Source organism: Tenacibaculum profundi (genome assembly GCF_057162725.1).
This window is the reverse complement of the sequence record NZ_CM169894.1, coordinates 2898846-2922102: the sequence shown is the minus strand read 5'-3', so window position 1 is coordinate 2922102 and position 23257 is coordinate 2898846. Positions and strand designations below refer to the sequence as shown.

General features: G+C 30.6%; 24 protein-coding genes and 2 tRNA genes. 15 read left to right on the top strand and 11 right to left on the bottom strand.

Annotated features, from left to right (window positions below; genetic code table 11):
* Positions 1-18: 18 nt before the first annotated feature.
* The 3 genes from AC2GW8_RS11955 to AC2GW8_RS11945 form a co-directional block, all read right to left on the bottom strand.
* Positions 19-843: a T9SS type B sorting domain-containing protein gene (locus tag AC2GW8_RS11955; protein ID WP_440880099.1), complete on the bottom strand. Its 825-nt coding sequence runs from the start codon at positions 841-843 to the stop codon at positions 19-21.
* Positions 844-907: 64 nt separating this feature from the next.
* Complete coding sequence (locus AC2GW8_RS11950; RefSeq protein WP_440880098.1) at positions 908-2533, bottom strand: hypothetical protein; 1626 nt, start codon at positions 2531-2533, stop codon at positions 908-910.
* 34 nt (positions 2534-2567) lie between these two features.
* Positions 2568-3500 carry a hypothetical protein gene (locus AC2GW8_RS11945; protein ID WP_440880097.1) on the bottom strand — a complete coding sequence of 311 codons (933 nt, stop codon included), beginning with the start codon at positions 3498-3500 and terminating at the stop codon, positions 2568-2570.
* 87 nt (positions 3501-3587) lie between these two features.
* On the opposite strand from AC2GW8_RS11945, the gene AC2GW8_RS11940 reads away from it, so the two are divergent.
* From AC2GW8_RS11940 to AC2GW8_RS11915, 6 genes are all read left to right on the top strand, one after another.
* Positions 3588-4037, top strand: coding sequence for a thioredoxin family protein (locus AC2GW8_RS11940; RefSeq protein WP_440880096.1), 450 nt, complete (start codon positions 3588-3590; stop codon positions 4035-4037).
* A gap of 85 nt (positions 4038-4122) precedes the next feature.
* Complete coding sequence (locus tag AC2GW8_RS11935; protein WP_440880095.1) at positions 4123-5019, top strand: FAD:protein FMN transferase; 897 nt, start codon at positions 4123-4125, stop codon at positions 5017-5019.
* Positions 5019-5231 carry a DUF4266 domain-containing protein gene (locus tag AC2GW8_RS11930; RefSeq protein WP_440880094.1) on the top strand — a complete coding sequence of 71 codons (213 nt, stop codon included), beginning with the start codon at positions 5019-5021 and terminating at the stop codon, positions 5229-5231. The genes AC2GW8_RS11935 and AC2GW8_RS11930 overlap by 1 nt, the downstream gene beginning before the upstream one ends.
* A complete protein-coding gene (locus AC2GW8_RS11925) occupies positions 5222-6709 on the top strand; it encodes a DUF3570 domain-containing protein (protein ID WP_440880093.1) in 1488 nt (495 codons plus the stop codon). The genes AC2GW8_RS11930 and AC2GW8_RS11925 overlap by 10 nt, the downstream gene beginning before the upstream one ends.
* A 10-nt stretch (positions 6710-6719) precedes the next feature.
* Entirely contained in the window at positions 6720-7193 is a 474-nt protein-coding gene (locus AC2GW8_RS11920) for a hypothetical protein (RefSeq protein WP_440880092.1), read from the top strand.
* 10 nt (positions 7194-7203) lie between these two features.
* Positions 7204-7920 (top strand): hypothetical protein, encoded by a 717-nt coding sequence (locus tag AC2GW8_RS11915; RefSeq protein ID WP_440880091.1) that lies wholly within the window; start codon positions 7204-7206, stop codon positions 7918-7920.
* Positions 7921-8002: 82 nt separating this feature from the next.
* On the opposite strand, the gene AC2GW8_RS11910 is transcribed toward AC2GW8_RS11915, so the two are convergent.
* The gene (locus AC2GW8_RS11910; RefSeq protein WP_440880090.1) at positions 8003-9568 is read right to left on the bottom strand and encodes a protein adenylyltransferase SelO; all 1566 of its coding nucleotides are present in this window, start codon (positions 9566-9568) and stop codon (positions 8003-8005) included.
* Between the two features lie 153 nt (positions 9569-9721).
* Here AC2GW8_RS11910 and AC2GW8_RS11905 point away from each other — a divergent pair, with 153 nt between their 5' ends.
* On the top strand, positions 9722-10924 hold the full coding sequence (locus AC2GW8_RS11905; RefSeq protein WP_440880089.1) for a Pycsar system effector family protein: 1203 nt from the start codon (positions 9722-9724) through the stop codon (positions 10922-10924).
* Positions 10925-10927: 3 nt separating this feature from the next.
* Here the strand turns inward: AC2GW8_RS11905 and AC2GW8_RS11900 are convergent, their stop codons facing one another.
* From AC2GW8_RS11900 to era, 3 genes are all read right to left on the bottom strand, one after another.
* Positions 10928-13336 carry a GAF domain-containing protein gene (locus AC2GW8_RS11900; protein ID WP_440880088.1) on the bottom strand — a complete coding sequence of 803 codons (2409 nt, stop codon included), beginning with the start codon at positions 13334-13336 and terminating at the stop codon, positions 10928-10930.
* Between the two features lie 243 nt (positions 13337-13579).
* Positions 13580-14890 carry a ribosome biogenesis GTPase Der gene (der, locus tag AC2GW8_RS11895; RefSeq protein ID WP_440880087.1) on the bottom strand — a complete coding sequence of 437 codons (1311 nt, stop codon included), beginning with the start codon at positions 14888-14890 and terminating at the stop codon, positions 13580-13582.
* A gap of 703 nt (positions 14891-15593) precedes the next feature.
* Positions 15594-16475: a GTPase Era gene (era, locus tag AC2GW8_RS11890; RefSeq protein WP_440882217.1), complete on the bottom strand. Its 882-nt coding sequence runs from the start codon at positions 16473-16475 to the stop codon at positions 15594-15596.
* Between the two features lie 139 nt (positions 16476-16614).
* Here era and AC2GW8_RS11885 point away from each other — a divergent pair.
* Positions 16615-16687, top strand: a tRNA-Met gene (locus AC2GW8_RS11885).
* 49 nt (positions 16688-16736) lie between these two features.
* On the opposite strand, the gene msrA is transcribed toward AC2GW8_RS11885, so the two are convergent.
* The 3 genes from msrA to msrB all read right to left on the bottom strand — a co-directional run bounded on the left by msrA (position 16737) and on the right by msrB (position 18202).
* Positions 16737-17237 (bottom strand): peptide-methionine (S)-S-oxide reductase MsrA, encoded by a 501-nt coding sequence (gene msrA, locus AC2GW8_RS11880; RefSeq protein ID WP_440880086.1) that lies wholly within the window; start codon positions 17235-17237, stop codon positions 16737-16739.
* A gap of 75 nt (positions 17238-17312) precedes the next feature.
* Complete coding sequence (locus AC2GW8_RS11875) at positions 17313-17585, bottom strand: GNAT family N-acetyltransferase (RefSeq protein WP_440880085.1); 273 nt, start codon at positions 17583-17585, stop codon at positions 17313-17315.
* A 137-nt stretch (positions 17586-17722) separates the two neighbouring features.
* A complete protein-coding gene (gene msrB, locus AC2GW8_RS11870; protein ID WP_440880084.1) occupies positions 17723-18202 on the bottom strand; it encodes a peptide-methionine (R)-S-oxide reductase MsrB in 480 nt (159 codons plus the stop codon).
* 307 nt (positions 18203-18509) lie between these two features.
* Between msrB and AC2GW8_RS11865 the strand changes: the two genes are divergently transcribed.
* Positions 18510-18585 (top strand) — tRNA-Met (locus AC2GW8_RS11865).
* A gap of 102 nt (positions 18586-18687) precedes the next feature.
* Here AC2GW8_RS11865 and AC2GW8_RS11860 read toward each other — a convergent pair.
* Positions 18688-19062, bottom strand: a complete 375-nt coding sequence (locus tag AC2GW8_RS11860) for a hypothetical protein (RefSeq protein ID WP_440880083.1) — start codon at positions 19060-19062, stop codon at positions 18688-18690.
* 138 nt (positions 19063-19200) lie between these two features.
* Between AC2GW8_RS11860 and AC2GW8_RS11855 the strand changes: the two genes are divergently transcribed.
* The 6 genes from AC2GW8_RS11855 to AC2GW8_RS11830 all read left to right on the top strand — a co-directional run bounded on the left by AC2GW8_RS11855 (position 19201) and on the right by AC2GW8_RS11830 (position 23257).
* Positions 19201-19392 (top strand): hypothetical protein, encoded by a 192-nt coding sequence (locus AC2GW8_RS11855; protein WP_440880082.1) that lies wholly within the window; start codon positions 19201-19203, stop codon positions 19390-19392.
* Positions 19393-19495: 103 nt separating this feature from the next.
* A complete protein-coding gene (locus AC2GW8_RS11850; protein ID WP_440880081.1) occupies positions 19496-20446 on the top strand; it encodes a recombinase family protein in 951 nt (316 codons plus the stop codon).
* A gap of 530 nt (positions 20447-20976) precedes the next feature.
* On the top strand, positions 20977-21291 hold the full coding sequence (locus AC2GW8_RS11845; protein ID WP_440880080.1) for a DUF7222 domain-containing protein: 315 nt from the start codon (positions 20977-20979) through the stop codon (positions 21289-21291).
* 267 nt (positions 21292-21558) lie between these two features.
* Positions 21559-21801 (top strand): JAB domain-containing protein, encoded by a 243-nt coding sequence (locus AC2GW8_RS11840; RefSeq protein ID WP_440880079.1) that lies wholly within the window; start codon positions 21559-21561, stop codon positions 21799-21801.
* A gap of 107 nt (positions 21802-21908) precedes the next feature.
* A complete protein-coding gene (locus AC2GW8_RS11835) occupies positions 21909-22442 on the top strand; it encodes a hypothetical protein (protein ID WP_440880078.1) in 534 nt (177 codons plus the stop codon).
* A gap of 245 nt (positions 22443-22687) precedes the next feature.
* Complete coding sequence (locus AC2GW8_RS11830; RefSeq protein ID WP_440880077.1) at positions 22688-23257, top strand: hypothetical protein; 570 nt, start codon at positions 22688-22690, stop codon at positions 23255-23257.

Below are 23257 nucleotides of genomic sequence, written 5' to 3'. Positions count from 1 at the left end.
TATGAAACCCACCCTACTCTAGTAGTTTATTTGTAACCAACCCTTTAAAGTGTTCTTATTTGAATCTTGGAGTTCAAGGATATAGTAATACGATCCAGGAGGAAGCTTTTTATTGTGATTAATAGTTAATTCTTCATTTGAAACTGCATTCCAATCATTTTTATAAGGACTTGCCTTGTAGACTTTATTTCCGTTTACACTAAATACAACTAATGAATTGTTTGGGTACCTTTTTTCTAGATCGGATATAACTTTCCAAGTATCATTGATACCATCATCGTTTGGGGAAAAACCATTAATTAATTTTATACTACGTTTAACAACTACTGTAGCTGTACTAAAAAAATTGCACACATTATTTGATTTTACAGTATAACGATATACATTTTCAGATTTAGTCCAATTGCCACCTAACTCTGGTGTACCTTCCAAAGCTTCAAACAATTCTTGCTCCGAAGGCTCTAAACCTTCTAATAATTCTAATGTAGAATCAATTCCTGCGTTAGGTTTAGGAATTATATTTACATTAATAAATGACATATCACTGCAATTATTAACTCTTACCTCCAATGAATACTTACCTGACATAAGTAATGTTGTGTTCATTCGAATTAAATCAATGTCATATATTACCTCGTTATCTGGTGTAACCCATTCGTAAGTCGCATTTGCTACTGGCTCTGCAGTTAATTGTAATATTTCTCCCTCACAAATGGTTATTTCAGTAATCCCTTTGTCAAACTTTTTACCTTTAGAATAAAATTTAGCACATCTAATATTATGTAATCCGAATATGGTTTGACAACTATACATAAGAATTAATATTAAAATATTTTTTTTCATGTTTTTTATAAATAAACTTTAAATAATATAAAAATGGTAGTTATTTTTCTTCGCATACCTCTTATTAACTCTTATTCTTTATTATTGCTATTGGTCGGGAGGTTACTTCTATATTCACTTTGTTATTTAAAAGTGTCTGGCAATCATCCAACGAAACACTTTTCAAATGAATCTCTTGACTAGTCTCTACATTTGATACTTTAACAATTGCACTTCCTTCAAATAATGTTACTTTTTTTAAAGCTCCTGAATTAATAGCGTAAGTTACGATTGAGTTTTTCATACCTTCAATAATAAAATAAGCATCTTCACCTTCACAAAGCTGTTCATCTTTCCCTTCTATTTTATTAATATAAGGCGCTCTTTTCACTTTAATTGTAGATTCTAAGCTTTCAAAACTACAACCAGATTTATTCCAAGCTTTTACTTTTACTTTATCTCCGTTATTTAAAGAAGCTGTCTTAAAAATATGACTAGTTGATCTTAACTGTTTCTTGATACCGTTTACCATGAATTCATACTCAATACCACCACTAGCTGTAAACTCTACTAATGCCCCATAACAAGTCGTATCTGATGACAAATTGCTTGTCAAAGTAGGTAGGGTCATATCATTTACAATTAGCTTCTTTTTAACTTTACATCCTTTTTTATTTTCGTAACTAATAAAAGTAATCCCTGATTTTATAGCCTTTACAACTCCTTCATCTGTAACAGTAGCAATATTTTCATCAGAAGAAAGAAATATCCCTGAAGTAGATTGGGATCCAAAATCAATTAAATTTAGTTCTTGCCCTACGCATACTTCAAATTTAGATAGGTTGAAGACGGGTAATTTATTTACTTTTAGTTCTAATAATGCCAAATTTGAACATCCTTTTTTTACTACCTCTAAAATGTAAATACCTTCATGAGACTTTGAAAGATTATTAATTGTTAAGTCTTTATTTTCTATTATTGAAGCATCTGGAAGTGTCCATAAATATGTAGCTTCAGTCCCAGCATCTTCTGCTGTTAACTCTAAATTATCACCTTCACAATATTCAAATAACGATTGTTCCATTGATGGCGAACCAGGCATTATTTCAATATCAACTGCAGGAACCGAATTTACTGCTGTTCTTATTCTTGAAGAAGAATCATAAAAAGCCTCTACATTACTTGATGTTATAATTCCTCTCTTTTTTGAAAATTTATTATTTATCTTAAAAAATATATTATTAGTTTCTCCATCTGCATATTTGTAAACTTCAACTAGAAGGTTTTTAGATTTGTGATAAAAAAAAGGCTTCTTAAAAACAATTTTAACGGTCTTATTTTTTGGATCATAAAAAACATAATCGTTATAAACTTCTACCAAGCCTTCATAAGGTTTATATAATGGAGCTAACCACGGATTTGTCTGTGTATTTGAAAAATCATCATTAATTATTTCTGCAAGATTGACTTTCCATAATTGATTAATCAGTGTTGCTGGCATTTTACCTAATAACTTAAATGTTATACTTCTTATCAATCCTGAATAGTTGATTTCATCTCCCAAATAAATAAATTGACTATAACTATATTTTTCAGTAGCATTTATTGGAATATCAGGTCTACTTGAATCTCCATTTATAGTGACAGTTTGTGAACTAATAGAAAATATACAAACTAGCGTTACAATTAGTGTTAAAAATATTTGCTTCATTCTTCAATATTAAGGTGTATCAATCATTTTAAAATCATCTTCTTTTTATGGAAGCTATTGGCTTTTTTTTAAAGGTTAAAATAACACTCTTTGTTACCGTTCCACTTCCTCCTTCAGCAGTCAGTTTTAAAATTATATTTCCACTTTTAATATCAGCACTACTTGCTGAGTATTTTGGATTTAATATTGAATTATCTTCAAAAGTACCAGAACCTGAACTTGACCAAAAAAGTGTGTGATAATTCATTGCTGAAACTCCTGAAAATTCAAAAATATCTCCTGCGCAAACTGTTTGGTTATTAGGTAATTGTATAGCAGGCTGTGATACTGAAAATTTAAAATAGGTTATGGGTAAAGATTTTTCTATATTCCCTGTAGATTTAGCCTTTTCAGAAAGCTTATATATTGCATAAACACCTCTGTCAGTTCCATGGTAAGTAGATAAAAAAGGAATACTTCCCCACATCTCAACATTAACACCTGACTCGTTTTCAAAATAAACTAATAAGTTTTTAATCTTATTGTAATTGAACGATTTATCTAAAACAATATCATTCCTAACTGTATTAAATGTAGTTTTTCTTTTCCAATTAATATCTCCTTCAAATACCAACGTATAAGTAGTTAAATCAGGTTTTGAAACGTCAGTTATCTTATCATCCAATGTTTCTTTAAAATAAATTCTCTGTCTTGAAACAACTGGATAATCTAGATTTCTATTTTTACAATTAGGGTAAAATCCAATGGTGCTTATATTTCCTGATTGTTTTAATTCAGCTCCTTTGAAAAGCATAAGAGACCAGCTATTGTTTTTACCACCATTCCAAGCACCGTTATCATATTTTACAGGCATATTTTGAGTTTGAGAAGAACCGCAACTTCCTGAACCAACAACAACCTCTTGGCCATAATTATTCCTAACCAAGCAAACTAGAACAAAGAACTTTAGAATAGTTAATCGAACCATAAAACTTTAAGTTTTTATCAAAAATTTCGGCAAAACTATATTAATTTATTCTAAATAAAAACTACTTTTGCCGAAATTTTTGATTTTATGATAAAAAAAATAAGTACGCTGGTATTTCTTCTACTTGTAGCTACAGTCAATTCACAAGCGGTTAAATCCAAAGCAGTTTGGTATAAAAATATTGAGCAAGCAATAGACAAAGCTCATAGAGAAAACAAAAAGACGTTTGTTTATTTTTCGGGATCTGATTGGTGTAAACCTTGTATAGAACTAAAAAATGAAGTTTTTGAAACAAAAATATTTAAGGATAAAGCCAATAAAGAATATATTTTAGTCAATATTGATTTTGTATTAAATAGAAATAAACTAACTAGAAATGAGCTATCGTACATTGAAAAATCAGCTGAAAAATACAATAAAAAGGGAATATTTCCCCTAGTTATTGTTCTAAACGAAGAAGGTAAAATACTCACTTCAATTGACGGGTATAAGAGTGAAACAGCTGAATATTATATTGAAAATTATTTAAACGATTAGCTAAATGATCCACTTCATTATCACGCTATTTTTGACAACTTTATTTGTACAATCACAAAATTTGTATCATCGAAAAAAACTTCTAATGGGCGTCGACTTTGAATTTACAGTGGTAGCTCAAAACAAAATAGAAGCTGACAAATATCTTGATAAAGCTATCGAAGAAACCATTCGAATTGAAAATTTAATCTCTTCTTGGAAAGATAACTCACAGACTACTAAAATTAATAAAAATGCAGGTTTAAAACCTGTCAAAGTTAACAGAGAATTGGTACAGCTTATAAAAAGAAGCAAACGAATTTCTGAACTTACCAATGGCTTATTTGATATTAGCTATGCATCTCTTGATAGAATCTGGTATTTTGACAAGGTAATGCCAAGCATACCTGATAGTATGACAATAAAAGAATCTGTATCTAAAATCAACTATAAAAATATCATTATCAATGAATCAAAGAGTACTATTTTTTTGTCTAAAAGAAAAATGAAAATAGGTTTTGGATCAATTGGTAAAGGGTATACAGCTGAGCGAGTAAAATATATTTTAAAAAAAATGGGAGTTAAAGCAGGGTTGATAAATGCTGCAGGAGACATAACTACATGGGGCATTAATCCTATTACAAAAAAATGGGTTATTAACATTGCTAATCCAGATGAAATACAGAATAAAATTGGCAAATTCAATTTACTTGATAATTCCGTTGTAACGTCAGGTAATTATGCTAAATATATTGAATTTAACAACAAAAGATATTCACATATAATAAACCCGAAAACAGGATGGCCTGTAAGTGGACTAAAAAGTGTTACTATTTTTTGTAAAAACGCTGAATTAGCAGACGCTATAGCTACCGCTGTTTTTGTTATGGGTAAAGAACTCGGACTCTCTATGATCAATAAGCTAAAGGGTATTGACTGCTTATTAATTACAAATGACGGTAAAATTCATTCATCTAACAATTTAAAACTAAACTATAATTAATGATTTATAGAAAATTTTTCATGCTACTTCTTCCTATAGTATTTGTAAACTGTACAACGATAAAACCTTATCAAAAGATGTACTTAAATAATGAAGATATGGCTTTATCTGCTCGAAAAATAGAGCAATACGAAGTAAATTCACAAAACTATCGTGAGGGAGCCGCTGGCGCCAATGGTAGTAAAGCGGGAGGAGGTTGTGGATGCAACTAAAAAAAGTAACCTTTACAACTATTTTTTTATGGTCTTCATTTATTTTATTTGCTCAAAAAAACATAAAACAACTCGATAAAACCCAGGTAAACATTCTATATAACTACTATGAACAAGATGGAAATAATGGGGCTGTAACAGGTGGTCTCGGTACCGAAAAGCTTGACAATAGCGCTCCACAAATAACTATCTCTATTCCTGTTAATAAAGTATCTACTTTTGGCGCTTCTATAGGGCTTGATCACTATACATCTGCTAGTACTGCCAATATTGATAAATACGGAAACGAATCAACAACAAGCGCTAGTACTAGCTCAACAAATATTGAAAGAGGTAATAGTTTAGCTAGTGAAGATACTCGAAAGTATTTTTCTTTAAACTTTAACAGAAACATTCCTGATAAACAAACTATTGTATCTGTTTTATATGGTCATTCAGAAGAATTTGACGTAAATTCAAATTATGGAAAAATTACATGGCAAAAAAACTCAAAAGATGGCAATAAATTTTTAAGCATTAATGCTGGTATTTTTATTGATAAATGGCTATTGATATATCCTGGTGAAATTAGAGCTGGAAGAAATAAAGGTGTTGTAAACTATTCGGATGATGACGATGATGATGATGATGATGATGATTTTTTTGATTATTTTGATTATTTTGATAAAAACAACAATAACTATAACTTTTTTGATGACGATGATGATGATGACCATGACGATGACGACGATGATGATGATGACCATGACGATGATGATGATGACCATGACGATGATGACGATGATGATGATGATGATTATAGAAACCCCAAAAGTTTAACAAAAACAGATTATGAATCTGATACTCGTTTTACTTATAACATTGGTATTACATTTGGTGGAAATATCAACCAACGCCTTAATGCTTCTTTAACTGCAGAAATAATTATTCAAAGGGGCTTACTAAGCACCCCCTTTCATAGAGTATATTTTAATGACGGTATTTCAGTTGAAAAAAACAAATTAGTTAAAATTGAACACTTACCTAAAAGGAGAATCAAAAAAGCATTAGGTATCAGAGCAAACTATTATTTAAATAATTTTTTAATTACTCGGTTCTTCTATCGCTTTTATAATGATGATTTTGGTATTACAGGTCATACTTTAGAATTAGAAATACCTTTAAAATTAGGTAGTGGATTAACATTTTATCCGTTTTACAGATTTCATACACAAACAAAAGCAGACCACTTTCAACCTTATGGACAACATGACTTGAGTGCTGAATACTACACATCTGATTATGATTTATCTTCTTTTGAAACCAATAAAACTGGTATTGGCCTCAAGTTTTCCCCTAGTGACGGTGTTCTTAGTTTTAACATAAATAAGAAAAAAAAGTTTCAATTTAAATCTTTAGAATTCAGAATCTCTAACTTTTCAAGAACAACAGGTTTAAACGCTACCTCAGTTACACTTAACAATGTCTTTACCTTTTAAAGTAACGAAAATGAAAAATAAAATAATAATACTCTCAATTAGCATTATTCTTATTGGATGCTATAAATCCATAGATATTAGCTATACCGAAATACATTCACAAAGCAATAATCCATTAATTGGTCTATGGGATGGCATAATAAACTGTCCTGACTGTGAAGATGATAAATATAGATTCACTGTAGCAATAGATAATATAAACGACAACAATACTAATGGTACCTTAAAAATTACTAAAATACCCGAACAACACAGTTATATTTTATTTAAAATAAAAGTAACTACAAATAATAATCTTATTGATATAAAAACAGTTGGAGTAATAGAAGAGATTACAGATATCTCTGGCACTTTTTGGTGTAAAAAAAATAATTACCACCTGAATTTTCTATCCAATCAAAAAATGCTTACAGGAAAATGGGTGTCTTCGAGTAATTGCTCTGTATTCAATAGACCTAATACCATTGAAATAATCAAACAATAAAATTCATATAATGAAATTAGACGAAACCTATTTTTTAATAATAATACTTTTAGTTCTGAATGTAACTGCTCAAGAAAAATATACGCACAATGGTATTTATATTACAAGTGGTTATGAATTTGGATTTTTAGATACTAAAATTGAAGATACAAACCTTACATTTCAAAATAGTAATATTAAAAAAAACTACAATCATTCATTCATTTTAAATGGCATATACAGAACCGCTTTTAGAACAAATATAAAACTAGGATATTCAGTATCTATTAATACATTAATGATCGAAGGGTTAGATAAGAATAGAGCATTCTTAATTGATCATAATTATATTAACCATACCGCTACCATAGGAGCAGGTTATAGTTTTAACTTGAAAAAAAACCTAGATCTAAGTTTAGGTATGGGCTCTGGGCTTACTTTTACAAAAAAAGTCGATATTTATGCTAAGAAAGGTGAGATCACAGATCAAATAACAGCAACAAACAGCTCTTTAAAAAGTGGTAATGTATATTTAATACCTGAGATAAGCATTACTCTTTATTTGAGAAATGAAAACACGCTTACTTTTGGGAGCAGATACTTTTATTCATTGAATGATCAATTTTTAGAAGGGATTATACAGAACTCAAGTAGTAATGATGTATCAAACAAAACAAGCTTTACTACTCTAAACAATCAATTAGGTATCTACCTCTGCTATGGCTTTAATCTCAAAAAGCTATTTTAAAAAGAAAAGCCATAAAAACAGTTTTTATGGCTTTTCTTTTTGAAATTTCAATATAACATTAGTATGAGAAGACTTACTTAAATCAAGAGCTACAAGAAAGCATTGAGCATCCTACCTTATTTCTGGCCCAATCTGGTCTTTTTGAAAACCACTTTTGAAACTCTGGTTGTTCATTATAAGGTTTTTTAAGCATCATATAAAATTCTTCAATCAATTGATAATCGCCCACTTCTGCCCTATCGATCGCTAATTGTGCCATATAATTTCTAAATACATATTTAGGATTTACTAAATTCATATTTTGTAGCTTTCGCTTATTTGAAATCTCTTCTTTTTTTAATCTTTTTAAATAAAGTTCCAACCAAGCTATCCACTCTTGTTTTACCTGATTCTTAAAATCAGTAAAACTATAGAACGCATCTTTAATTATTTCAATAGCTTCTGAAGCCTTAAACTCTTTATTAACAAGCCCTAAATTTCTAAAAAAAATAGTCATATCTGTCTCTATCAATTGAAGTGCTATCTCGAGTTTATTAATAATTTTATTATCTTCCTCTAATGCCATTTCAAACCCCAACTTTTTTCGCATCATATTTACATACCGCTCTTCATACAAATCATTATACGAATCTAGTATATTTTGTAAAGATTTAGTTTCTTCTATCAGGGGATAAATTGCATTTGCAAGCTTAAACAAATTCCAAAGCCCAATATACATTTGATTTCCAAAACGATAACGTCTTTGTTGCGCATCAGTAGTATTTGGGGTCCAAGTATGATCATAACCTTCAAGCCATCCGTACGGGCCATAATCTATAGTTAATCCTAAAATAGACATGTTATCTGTATTCATGACACCGTGTACAAAACCAACTCGCTGCCAATGAATAATCATATCGATTGTTTTATTACATACTACTTTAAAAAACTCAAGATATTTATCCTTACCTGTAATTGTAATTTTTGGAAAAAAATGCTTGATTGTATAATCTGTTAATTTTTTTAGTAATATATGGTTTTTTCTTGCTGATTGTATCTCAAAGTTTCCGAATCGAATAAAACTTGGTGCAACTCTACAAACGATAGCCCCTTTTTCATAAGCAGGATTTCCATTGTAAAGAATATCTCTTAAAACTTGATCACCTGACTGACATAAAGATAATGCTCTGGTTGTAGGAACCCCCAAATGATGCATCGCTTCACTACATAAATATTCTCGAATAGACGAACGTAAAACAGCTAGTCCATCTGCTGATCTTGAATAAGGCGTTTCTCCTGCCCCTTTTAATTGAACAGCCCATTGTTTATCATTATGATTTATTTCAAATAAATTGATAGCCCTGCCATCGCCTAACTGCCCTGCCCAATTTCCAAATTGATGCCCTCCATAACACATAGCATATGGTTTTGACTCAGGATAAACTTTGTTACCAGTAAAAATTTCTATAAAATTAGTCGAAAGAGAATCTTCTTTAGAGATACCTAACTCATTCAACATTTCATCAGATACGTGTATTAGTTCCGGAGCTTTTGTCTTTTTAGGATTAACGTAAGAAAAACACGCTTCTAAAACTTGTCTTCTGTCATTCTCTCTATTTTTATCAGCTGGAAGCTCTAAATTAAAGGTATTGCTAACATTAATCTTCATAAAAACAAAAATTTTAAATACTCAAGTACAAATATAAGGAAGGTTTATAATTTTATCAAAACTCATAATTTTATATTATTAAAACAACCTACTACCTTCTTATCCATCTTATTTAATAAAGATTAACTACTTTTACAAACTAAACTACAAGAAATGAGTGTTTTTTTAGAAGAAGTAGAAGGTTATGTCTTAAATTATTTAAAGAATAACTTAGATAAAAAATTTGTTTACCACAGTATTTCTCATACGCTTAGAGTTGTTGAAAAAACTATTGAACTTGCTACCTTAGAGAAAGTAGTAGATGAAGACTTAGAAATTCTACTTATTGCTACTTGGTTTCACGATACAGGCTACTCAAAAGACATAAAAAAACATGAAAAAAAAAGTACAGAAATTGCTTCAGATTTTTTGAGTAAAAAAAACAAAAAAAATCTAATTTCCAAAGTCAGCGAAACTATTTTAGCTACCCAGATTACTGTTGAACCAAAGAACTTACTTGAAGAAATATTAAAAGATGCAGATAGCTCTCATATTGGGAGTAAAAATTATAATGAATTTTCTGAATTATTGAAAAAAGAGTTTCAATTGACAAAAGACATCTATTACTCAAATTATGAATGGATTGAAAATAATATTAATTTTTTAAGTTTAGAACATCAGTTTTACACAAATTCAGGAATTAAACTATGGGCTAAGCAAAAAAATAAAAATTTAGTCCAACTATTTAAGGAACAAGAAAAACAAAAACAAGAAATTTCAAAAACGAAACAGAAGAAACGTGAATTAGAATTTAAAAAAAATAAAACAAAACTTCCTGAAAGAGGTGTCGATACAATGTTCAGAGTGGCTTTAAGAAATCATATCACCCTAAGCAATATTGCTGACACAAAAGCCAATATTCTACTTTCCGTTAATGCAATTATCATTTCAATGGCTTTATCTACATTGATTCCAAAATTAGACAATCCATCAAACTCTTACCTCATAATCCCAAGCATTATTTTTATAATTTTCACTGTTATATCGATCATTCTTTCCATACTTGCAACAAGACCTAATGTTACTAAAGGAAAGTTCACAAAAGAAGATGTCGCACAAAAGAAAGTTAATTTAATTTTCTTTGGTAATTTCCACAAAATGAGCTTACCTGAATTTGAATGGGCTATGGACGAAATGCTTAAAGACAGAGACTATTTATATGGAGCATTGACTAAGGATCTTTACTTTTTAGGAATTGTACTAAACCGAAAATACAACATTCTACGAACGACTTATGTTGTTTTTATGATTGGAATTATTACAAGTGTTATTGCTTTTGCAATAGCTTTTTACTCAGTAGGGCACGTTATTAAATAACGCCTATTCTTTTTTTAATGACTCTTTAAACTCATTCAATAATAATTCATCAATTGTTATTGTTTCTTTGGTATCGGTATCTGATGAATAAACGACTTCTACTCGAAGTGCCTTTAGTCCAGAGACTCCTTGAAGCTCTTCCAATTCCAATACTTCAACAGCACCTAACATATTCTTAGACTGTAAGAATCGGATGTATTTTAAATATTCAACCGCATCCTTATCTTGAGAATACACAATAGCTATTTTTCCTGGAACAGTCAAACGTTCATTCGTATTTTTTATTAGAGACTTATCTATTCTTTTCTTTATGATTTCATACCTAATATTATAAGCACCATCCACATCGAACTTTTTTTCTTCCATTCTAAACTTTATGGCAAGCGAATTACTGTGAACTAAAATCAATGAAGCAACCTCTAAATCATGTGAAAGCGTTTTCCTCATACCGTGCGCTATATTTTCCATTTCGCACATAGTTATTAATTGCCATAGACGCAAATTATAAAGGTATAAGCTATCGTACTTCTTTTCATTGGTAATAGACTGACCTATATAAATATTGTACTCAATACCATCTGTTTTATATCTTTCGAAATAATGAGGAAACATCTCCTGAGCTTCTTCTTGCCGTTTATCTAAAATCTTTGCGAGCTTATCATTAATTTGCGAAACACTTTTTTCGTATGATTTTCTTTTATCATATACGACATGAAGATTATTATCTAAAGTAGCCGTATAACTGTTAACAAGCGCTTTAAAATCGTCATTGATATTCTTGATATGCTTAAAAACAGGATAAATATCTTTTTTTAAAAAATCTAATATTCCAACCTCATCACCCGCTTTAAGTCCTTTTTGAACATCGAGTAAATACTTTTCAATTCGAAAAATTAACTCCTCATAAATCGTTAGTTTTTCGGTTTGACATGCCTTGTTTAATACGTTTATAGCCGATGTAAGTTGCGTGATAAGATCTTCTTTTATCGCCTTATTTCTAGCAATAGAGGAATCTTTAATATCTATCTGACCATACAAAGGAAATACATTTTCAAAAATAATTTGCTCAATTTTAGCGTCTTCTTCATTCATATAAACTGCGTTCTGATAATTTTCAGCAGCTTCATAAAAACGCCATTTAACCGATGAATGAATAGATGTATAATATTCTTGTATAGTTGCTTCTAATGTATTCATAAATTCTTCTGAACTTCTTTCTGAAGCAGCCTTAAAAACAGGAATAATATCCTTTAGCTTTTGTTTGTTAACAGAATTTAATTCATAAGCTCTCGGTGATGCTATTTCCAAGAGTATTAAATTCTTATTACTAGACGCTTTAATAGGAATAAGGATTATACTCCCTATGTTTGTCTTTTTAAGTCGTTGATAAAATTGGTTTTTATTTGATTTCTGACCATACTTTTCAATATCAGATATTACAACATCTTCATTCTCTTTAAAAACTTTAGATATTATCGTATCGCAGAAAAAATCATTAGGGTTTATCGTTGCCCCCTCATCAACTAAAATACTATCTGACTTCTTAAGTCGAGGTGGCTTTGTTTCCAAATTACTAATATCAAACTGAGAAAAACCTACTTTTAAATCATTTATTGAATAAAACTCGCTTAAGTTAGTTCTCAACTTATCAATTATATTAATATCTTCTTTCTTTAGAAGGTTTGTTCTAATTGATGTAATAGCTTCGTCTGAAGTAACATCAAAAAGATTCATTATACCAAATCCTTTGAAAATATATGAATTTGGAGGAAATTTCTCTCTCCAAATATCAATGTTATCAAAATTATCTAAGAGTAACTTTATATCTTCTTTATTTATTTTCGGGGCGTTTTCTGTAGGATATACTTCTACAAAATCTGCGTTGAAGGTAGCCCTATAATGTTTCATTATACCGAATCTTTGATCAGGGATATCAAAGAAAAAAGGACGCTTTAGATCTACGGGGGTGTCATAAACACTTTCCAATATAAAAGTACAAGCATAAATATACATCAAGTTATTTTCAAGATTTCTAACTTTTAAATTATACTTTTCACCTGCATTATTCAAAATGCCTTTAAAACGCTCTGTAAACTTAAAAGAAACAAAAGAAAATGGAATGGAGGCTATCTTTATTTCATTATTTGTGAGAATTTCAGGAAACAAAGGATCTAATAATAAACTTATTGTATCAAAATGCTTCTCTATTAAAGAAATATCTGTAAATCCATTAATTAATTCTGGATATTTTTCAATTTCATTAATCATCACCTTTGATGATTCATGAAAAGGATGGTCTTTCATTGCTTCACTACCATACTTTACATATAAATCAAGTACTTTTCTGAAACTTACTTGTAATTGCAAAGGAAGCTCTATGTTATGAGTTCCATTTATATTTCTGATATTCATGATTTAAGTTTTCCCCTGAATACAAAATTACAAAATAGTTTTTGTTTAACCATAACACATTAAGCAAGGCCTCTTAAAATGAAATACTTCCCCCTTACGTAATTAATAAAACTCTTTTAATAAACAGTACCTATTAAAAAAACTTCTTTTTACCGAAGTTATAGATATTAAAAAGTGTTCGATCTTTCAATAGAATCATACATCTAAGCTTAATATAAAATATTTTAGTGAGATTTTCTTCGTTTATTTTTGCCTAAAATAGATACTTATAGGAACTCCTGTAAAACGATAATGTTCTCTTAATTTATTTTCTACAAATCTTCGATAAGGATCTCTTATATATTGAGGCAGATTCGCAAAAAAAGCGAATTGTGGCGTTTGTGTTGGTAATTGCATACAATATTTTATTTTCACAAACTTACCTTTGATTGCTGGAGGAGGATTTTGTTGAACAATATCCAACATTACTTCGTTTAACTTACTAGTTTGAATTCTACGTTTTTTATTTTCATATATTTCAACAGCCGTTTCTATAGCTTTAAAAATTCGTTGCTTAGTTAATGCTGAAATAAAAATAACAGGAACATCAGTAAAAGGTGCTATTTTTTCTTTGATTTGACGCTCAAAATCGCGCATTGTATTAGTTTCTTTTTCTATCAAATCCCATTTATTTACCAGTACAACAACCCCTTTTCTATTTTTTTCAGCAAGCCAAAATATCTTCTCATCTTGCCCTTCAAAGCCTCTTGTTGCATCAATTACCATAAGAGCTACGTCACAGTGTTCTATTGCTCTTACAGCTCTCATCACAGAATAAAACTCAAGATCTTCCTTAACTTTTGATTTCTTTCTTATTCCTGCGGTATCAACCAGATTAAATTCGAATCCAAAACGACTGTATTTAGTATCAATAGTATCACGGGTTGTTCCCGCAATATTCGTTACAATATTTCTATCTTCCCCTATTAATGCATTTATCAAAGATGACTTACCCGCATTGGGTCTTCCTACAACAGCAAATCTAGGGAGATCATTTTCTGTTTCTGCACCTTCTTCAACTTGAGGTATTTCTTCTGCAATAGCGTCAAGTAATTCTCCTGTCCCACTTCCATTAATTGATGAAATTGTATAATAATCTCCTAGTCCCAGATTATAAAATTCTACAGCATCAGCGTCTCTCATAGCATTATCAACCTTATTTACAACCATAAACAAGGGCTTTTTTACCTGACGCAAAATCTTTGCTACAGCATCATCCATTGGAGTAATGCCTTGTTCAACATCTACAACAAACATAATAATATCAGCTTCATCAATAGCCAATTGGACTTGCTTTCTAATTTCTTCTTCAAAAATATCATCAGAACCAACAACATAACCTCCTGTATCAATAACAGAAAACTCTTTACCATTCCACTCTGACTTTCCATAATGTCTATCTCTGGTTACACCACTTACAGAATCAACAATGGCTTCACGACGCTTTACTAAGCGGTTGAATAGTGTTGATTTTCCTACATTTGGCCTTCCTACTATTGCTACTATATTGCTCATTTTGCAAAGGTAGTATTTCTGTAAAACAAAACATTAAAAAAAGCTGTCTATTGCAAAATAAAATAAAATATCCAACTGAAAGAAGTCAAAACGTTTAGCCTAAATAAAATTTTTCTTACGATATCAAAAAACGCTGATTAAAATATAAGAATCTATAAAAAATTTCTGCTAAGGGTAAACAATCTCATTCTTAAAGATAAGAATCCAAAATTTAAATAAATTTTAGATTTGAAAAACTTGTACGGTTTTTAATTCATTTATTTAGTTTACGGACTCTTTTATTCACAAAACCTGTCAAAAGTTGTCTTAAAACTAAAACTTTTCCAACACACTCTTCAACATTAATATGAATGTCCAAAAATATTTTCCGCGACAATAAAAAACCATTAAGGCAGCCTTGTTTTTTGTCTACAACTTTAGATTTCTTTTTCTTCTAACCTATTACTTTTTAAAGTTTATTTAGTAATACTATTTCCATAAAAACCAACTAATATTTATCGGTTCAATATTCTACATTGTCAATATCTGAAATAAAGCCTAAAAAATCAAGCATTTAAACAAAACCTTACAACTAAGAGCTAGTTATGCATTACATTTTAACATTAAAAAAACTTAAAACCTCAAAAACAAAATGCTAACTACAAAAAATACTAATATCTTAATTAAATTAAACAGTTACTTGATTTAATTTAATAGGTTATGCTTAATCTTTGTACCCAAAACGCTTTAACTGACGATCGTTTGACCTCCAATTTTTATTGACTTTTACATATAAATCAAGAAAAACTTTTTTATCAAAAAATCGTTGTAAATCTTTTCTAGCATCTGTACCAACTCTTTTAATGGCACTTCCTTTATGGCCTATTATTATACCTTTTTGAGTATCACGTTCAACCATAATTACCGCTCTTATTTTTATGATGTCTTGTTCTTCAATAAAACTTTCAGTTTCTACTTCTACTGAATAAGGGATTTCTTTTTTATAGTGTTGCAATATTTTTTCTCTTATTGCCTCATTCACAAAAAAACGTTCTGGCTTATCAGTCAACTGATCTTTAGGATAAAAAGGCGCTGCTTCTGGTAACAATTCTATTATTTTATAGAATACGGTCTCTACATTAAATTTTTCCAATGCAGATATTACATATACAAATGAACTAGGCACCTTTTTCTTCCAGTAATCTACTTTTTCTTCAACTTCTTGCTGAGTTGACTTATCAATCTTATTCAAAAGCAGTATCACTGGAATTTTACTATGAATTATCTTTTTAAAAAACTCTTCATTCTTCAACTCTTTCTCACCAATTTCTACCATGTAGATAAGAACATCAGCATCTTCAAAAGCGGATTTCACGAAATCCATCATTGACTCTTGCAATTCATATGCTGGTTTTATGATTCCTGGAGTATCTGAAAAAACGACTTGATAGTCATCTCCATTGACTATTCCCAAAATACGATGTCTTGTGGTTTGTGCCTTTGAAGTAATAATCGATAATTTTTCACCTACCAAGGCATTCATTAATGTTGATTTTCCAACATTGGGATTACCTATAATATTTACAAATCCTGCTTTATGTGTCATACCGCAAAGATACATGCTTTTAAAGTAAGAAAACACCTTTACAATCCATTGATAACGTAATGATTGCATTTTTTTCACAAAAAAAGCCTCTTTCATTTGGAAAAAACAAAGAAAAATAGCTATATTTGCACTCACAAATCGCGGGATAGAGCAGTAGGCAGCTCGTCGGGCTCATAACCCGAAGGTCACAGGTTCGAGTCCTGTTCCCGCTACTAGAAAAGTTTCGTTTACACGAAGCTTTTTTATTTTAATAAATATTAGTTAATCACCTATAAAGGAAGACTCAAACCTTTCAAAATGACAGGTATAGCCATTTGGGTTTTTCTTTAAATAATCTTGATGATAATCTTCTGCTAACCAAAATTTTGTAAAAGGCTCCAAAGTAGTGACCACTTTATTCCCCCACCTTTCAGATGCATCAACTATTTTAATAAAATCTTCAGCAACTTTTTTCTCCTCATGGTCTTGATAAAAGATTGCAGATCTATAACTCGAACCACGATCATTTCCTTGCTGATCAATAGTTGTTGGATTATGAATTCTATAAAAATAATCCAATATTTCTCTAAAATTTGTTTTATCGTGATCGTACGTTAACTCAACTCCTTCAGCATGACCTGGATGATCATTATATGTAGGAAATTCATTCAAACCTCCCAAATACCCGACTTCTGTATCTATAATACCGTAACGACCCCTAAACAAATCTTCCATCCCCCAAAAACAACCTCCTGCTATATATGCTTTTTTGATATTTTTCATTTCTACGTTTTTACAAAATTGCTTTTTATCTTCTTAACTAGGATATTCTTTTTAAATAACATCTTCTAAAACTTGCTATTCAATAATTTTATTCCAATAAGCATCTTTACTTTTAACATGTTTTACGTAAGGACATACAGCAACAGCCTTATACCCCTCTTCATTAAGCTTTTCAAATGTTTCTAAAACAAGCTTTTTTCCAATTCCTTTTCCCCTCAATTTTTCAGGAATTTCAGAATGAATCAAAAACATTTTCCCCTCTTTGTATTCATATTCTACTTTAGACTCCTCTCCATCAACCTTAAGAATAAACTTTTTCTCTTCTTTATTATGTCTTATCTCTGCCATTATATTTTTTTATTATAGTTTAATATTACGGATGTTTTCTAATAAAAATATTGATTGTGTTTATTTTTCTTACATATGATTAGTCGGAGTTAATAACGTTTCATTTCATTAAAGTTTTTAACAATTTAAGAGAATAATCACCCCCCTTTTCCATTACTATTATTTTTTTCAAGAATCATTGATTCGGAATTAATACAATACCTAAGTCCACTAGGCTCTGGACCATCAGGAAAAACATGCCCTAAATGTGCATCACAGGTATTACAAAGCACCTCAACCCTAATCATACCAAAGGAAATATCCTTAATGTACTGTATTGCGTTCCTCTTAATAGGTTGCGTAAAACTTGGCCAACCTGTTCCTGAATTAAATTTAATACTAGAATCAAATAACGGAGCCTTGCAACATACGCAATTATACTTTCCAGATTCATAAGCTGTACACAGTGCTCCTGAATGCGGCCTCTCAGTACCTTTTTCTCTTGTTATTCTGTATTGCTCTGGTGTTAAAATTTCAATCCATTCAAAATCTGTTTTTTCTACCCTTCTATCAGGTATTAGATTTCCATTAACTGTAAAACCTATGATATCCTTCCAAACTAATACTTCTTTTTTCATCTACTATACATTTTTACTTTTTACAAAGATAAAAAAGAGTTTTCTCAAGTCCTATTGATTGAAAACCTCTAATTCTTTTCTCAATAAACATTCATTCAAATACGTATTATTATACTTACAATCAATTCAAAATTGACTATTCAAACAAATCAACACCTATAAATCATAAATAAACAGACTAAGCACAAACCAACCGAAACAAAAACCTAACAAACAGCACGTTAAAAATAAACAGACTAAAAACATTAAAATAAACCAAAATAAAAGCTGTTCTTTTAAAAAAAAGATTAAATTTGCACCCACAAATCGCGGGATAGAGCAGTAGGCAGCTCGTCGGGCTCATAACCCGAAGGTCACAGGTTCGAGTCCTGTTCCCGCTACCAAAAAGGAAAAAAGCTTCACAGAAATGTGAAGTCTTTTTTGGTTTTAGAGGTACAACATAGGTACAACAAATAGCGATTTTACTTGACCCTTTTTAACTTAATTTAAAACTTCATCGGCTTAATTCTTTTATGTTTTCGCAATATATTATATAACTGTATTTTTGTTTTTTGAGTTTTAATTCGATTTTGTGTTCTTTTTTTATTACGTTGTTTAAGTTCCTTTATTTTTTGTTGTTCCACTAAAGCTAAAAGCATTTTAATATCACCAATCATAGCGTTTTTATCAATTAAGTATTGTTCCTTTAGTAACGCTAACAAAAAAGAAGTTGCTTTTTGTAGTAAAATAACAGCTCCTTTTCCTAGTATGGTATCTTCCTTTTCGAATTTCTTCATCATGAAAATTTTCCCTCCAATACTTCCTGTGATAAAGTCTTGATACAAATCATCAAAACTTGGTGCACTCCAATAATCTATCATATTAAAAATTGATTAAGAACTAATACCTAAGTTATAACATCGGATATACCTTTTAAAAGGATTTAAATTGTACAATTTTCTTTTGGTGAAAATGACCAGTTACCTGTATGAGTTTAATCTCGTTATTTTATTTTTTTGATGCCTATACAACTTCCACGTAAAGCACTAACTGATTTTATAAAACTGTATAAAGAAGAGTTTGATATTGACTTAACAGAAAAACAAGCGAAAGAAGAACTATCAGATTTATTATACATCTATGCTTTTTCCGAAGGGAAAAATCATGTATTAAATGCTATTAGTTCTTTACAAATTAAAAATAGAGAATAAACTTTACATGCTTCCCCATTAACTATAGCCAAAAACGAGGATTCTGCCAATGATAGTTTATTTGGGAAGCCAGAATCTTCCTTTTTATTGCTTATAAAACTCTATGAATACTATTGATTATAAAAACATACGTTTCTGCCTCTATTTACGAAAATCTCAAAGTAGAGAAGATAGGCAAATTGCATCTTTAGAATCTCAAATACGAGAACTCAAGGAGTTTGATCAGAAAATGAATTTTAAAATTTATAGTATTTATGAAGATGCTGCTTCGGCGCATATTCCAAATAATCGACACGCCTTTACACAAATGCTCTCCTACCTTAAAAAAAGTTCAATTAACGGAATATTAACATGGAAATCAGACCGTCTCTCACGTAACATGATTGACGGTGGCTATTTGATACATCAATTACAAACAGAAACTTTCCAGTTAATACAAACACCGTATTCACGGTATTTGCCAACAGATAATATGCTACCTCTTATTATTGAAATGAGAATGGCAAATCAACACAGTTTAGATTTATCTAAAAATGTGAAACGGAGGAATAAGATTAAAATACAAAATGGAGGATTTTGTAATATGGCTCCTATCGGTTACAAAAATTGTAAGGAAACAAAAACAGTTATCAAAGATTCCGATCGATTTGATAAAGTGCAACAGCTTTTTTATTACTATTTATCAAGGAAATATAGCTTGTCTCAATTAAGTAAACTCTGTAAGGACACGCTTCACTTAAAAGGAATCTTTAGCAATAAACCATTAAGTCTTTCTAGTATACAAAAAGTATTTACCAACCCATTTTATTACGGAAAGGTATATAATGGCTCTCATGAACAACGAGGGAATCACCCACAAATGATTAATTTTAGTCAGTTTGAAAAAATTCAGAAACTATTACAACAATCAGGAAGAAGAAGTGCTACCAATTGTAGTTTTGCTTATACAGGGATGCTTCACTGCGGAGAATGTGGAGCGGGGATTACTGCCGAAGAAAAAGTAAAATATAAATGTCCTACATGCAACAAAAAACAAACAGCGAAACACCCTTGAAAATGTTCCTGTGGTTATCAAATCACAAAAAAAGATATTGCTACAGTCAAGCGATATATCTATTACCATTGTTCTAAATCGAAGCAAAAATGCACTCGAAAATATCTAAATGCAACAAAATTAGTTAGCTTCGAACCCTGTTTTGATAGACGAAAAATTGCAAGTTGAAGCCAAAAAACCGTATTTGACCTTGCAATATATCCGAAATCATAAAAGTCTCCATATCGAACCCCCAAAAAACCACTCTGCAAAAGACCTAAAAGGTGATTTAAAGACTTGCTATACTATGTGGCTGGCGCTCGTGGAGGATTTTGGAACTTTTTTATAAGTATGCTTATTTTTCTTTTTTATAGTGGTGTTTTTGTGAATTTACAGTACAAGTGGTCGGTTACTTAAACTGCAAGGCTATCCCAAGCAATATCACTTTACAAGAATTTTCTCGGCATAAGAGTTATTCCAATTCCTTCTTGTCAAGATGATTGCTTTTGGGATGAAATAGCCTTGTGTAATAACCTTTAACCACTTGTATGATGAAAACACAAACAGCCCAATTTTTAGTAAAAGAAAAATTAGAAGCGATTATTCAAAATGAGTCCAACACTATCAAAGCTCAAGTAGCCAAAGAAGCCTTGGATTACACCTGTGAATATATTGTCAGCTTTTTTGAGTATTTATTCCGTTATGGATGTATCTCCGGTATGGTTACTTCTTTAGTTTATTATGTAGATACACATCAGTTTTATGATACGCACTATAATGAAATTGAACGTATTCGAGAAAACTATGAAGAATTCACAGAGTATCCATTAAGCATTCAAGGCGATTTAAAAAACTTTTTAGCCTGATTTTCTTTTGAACAAACTGCTTATGATGAATTGGCAAATGAATTAGGACTTGAAATATAGTCCTTTTTTGGAGTTTATAAAGAATCTACTTCATCACGACATGCATAATGGAGTTCATTTTCATAAGCATAGTTTCTTATTTGACAAAGTTAATCTTCAAGAAAAAATAACAAAGATTTTCTCGACATAAGCTCTTATTTCAATTGCTCTTTGCTGTTTTTTCTTTTCGATTTGAGAGTGTCAAATAATTAAAACTATTTGATACTTATGAAAACTTCAGCCTTACCATTATTTTCTATCGGAGAAGTAACACTGTCATACCAAAAAAGACAACCATCCCCATTTCAAAAAATTGCAAGTTCAAGCGATGCAGATACATGTTTTAGAGCAATATATCTATGCGAACAGATCAATTATCGTGAACATATGTATGTTTTGTACCTTAATAATTCAAATGAAGTTTTAGGGGGGTATCAATTATTAAGCATAGGTGGAATAACCGTTACGTAAGCGGAAGTGCAGATGCTATAAAAGAAGTAGATAAAGATGGTAAGACATTAAGATTAACCAATACAGTAAATAAAAGATTGTTTATTCCGAATAAAACCCGAACGGAATTGGATGCATTTTTAGCTAAGAAAAATGTTTTAGGAATTACCGCCTGTGAAGTGGGTACGGCAAATGATGTAAATAGTATTTTTGGAAGGGGTATTAAAGGATGTGATGCACAATGTGTGATTACGCCAAATTATGGAGAAAAATGTGTGGTGAAATCTGGATTTACAGGAGAACGATTAGCAACACAAGGACTATGGATTGATAGAACTACAAATTTTGATTGGAATACGCAAGGAATGATTAATTATCAAGGAGATGAAGACAACCATTATTATACTGGAAATGCCAGTAACAAAACTGAAAAACGGCGTTGTAATCCTGCTAATGGTTACAATGTAGGAAACTATGGATACAGACCCACCGCTACAGGATGGCATCTATTTAAATGTGAAAAGTGGGATTGTTTTTTTTTGGGGGGGGTAATTATTGTTAGAGACATAAAACCTTTATCGCCAATCCCTCTAAAAGTCTTTATGAAAATGACAGTTACAAAGAATAGGGATATGGTTATCGATATACCAGACAACTCGTAACCTACTCAGGTAGTTACATAAGTTGGTGTGAAAACAGTAATAATGAAGGATTAGCCAACAATACAAATACTATTGCCGATTTACTAATTCCTTCGGCTGAAGCAGAGGGAATATACAACACACCGTTATCTCCATTAATTTAAGATTCTGAAGGGTATGAGTGTCAAAAGCCATGTAGTGATTACAACTATTACAGAGATCCAAGTGAGACTCCAAGAACCATTGATGAATGTGGAACGGGAACAGTGAATACTAGCAATACGCAGTTAGGAATTTGCTTCTCAGGGTCTATGTGTAACTCGCAGAATAATAATATTTCAAACTGTACCAATTATAATAGTAACTGTCAGGTGGTAAATGAAGGTTCAGTGTCATACACCTATACAGATACTTGTACTTTTGATTGGGATGTCTATACCAGTTCATATACAGATGCCAATGGTTGGAATACCTATAGTAATTTTTCAGGAACACAATATCGTTCAGTAAGTTGCAAAGATGAAGATAACAATTACGCCAGTCACGATAAGTGTGATTCCAATACGAAACCTACTTCTAGTCAGGCGTATACTGCTTTTCGTTGGATAAATGACGATTACTATTCTGGATGTACTGCAAAATATAATGATTTACATTTTTCACAAAACAAACAAGAAACAAACCCTCTTACTTTCATTTTATATAGTGGAGTTGCCGATGCTAAGGATATATATCATCAAATGATTGCTCCTGTAGATGGAACTTATACCGTTTATGGAACAGAATACAAAAAAGCCTACTGCTATAAACTTATGAATACACACAAACCAAAGTAG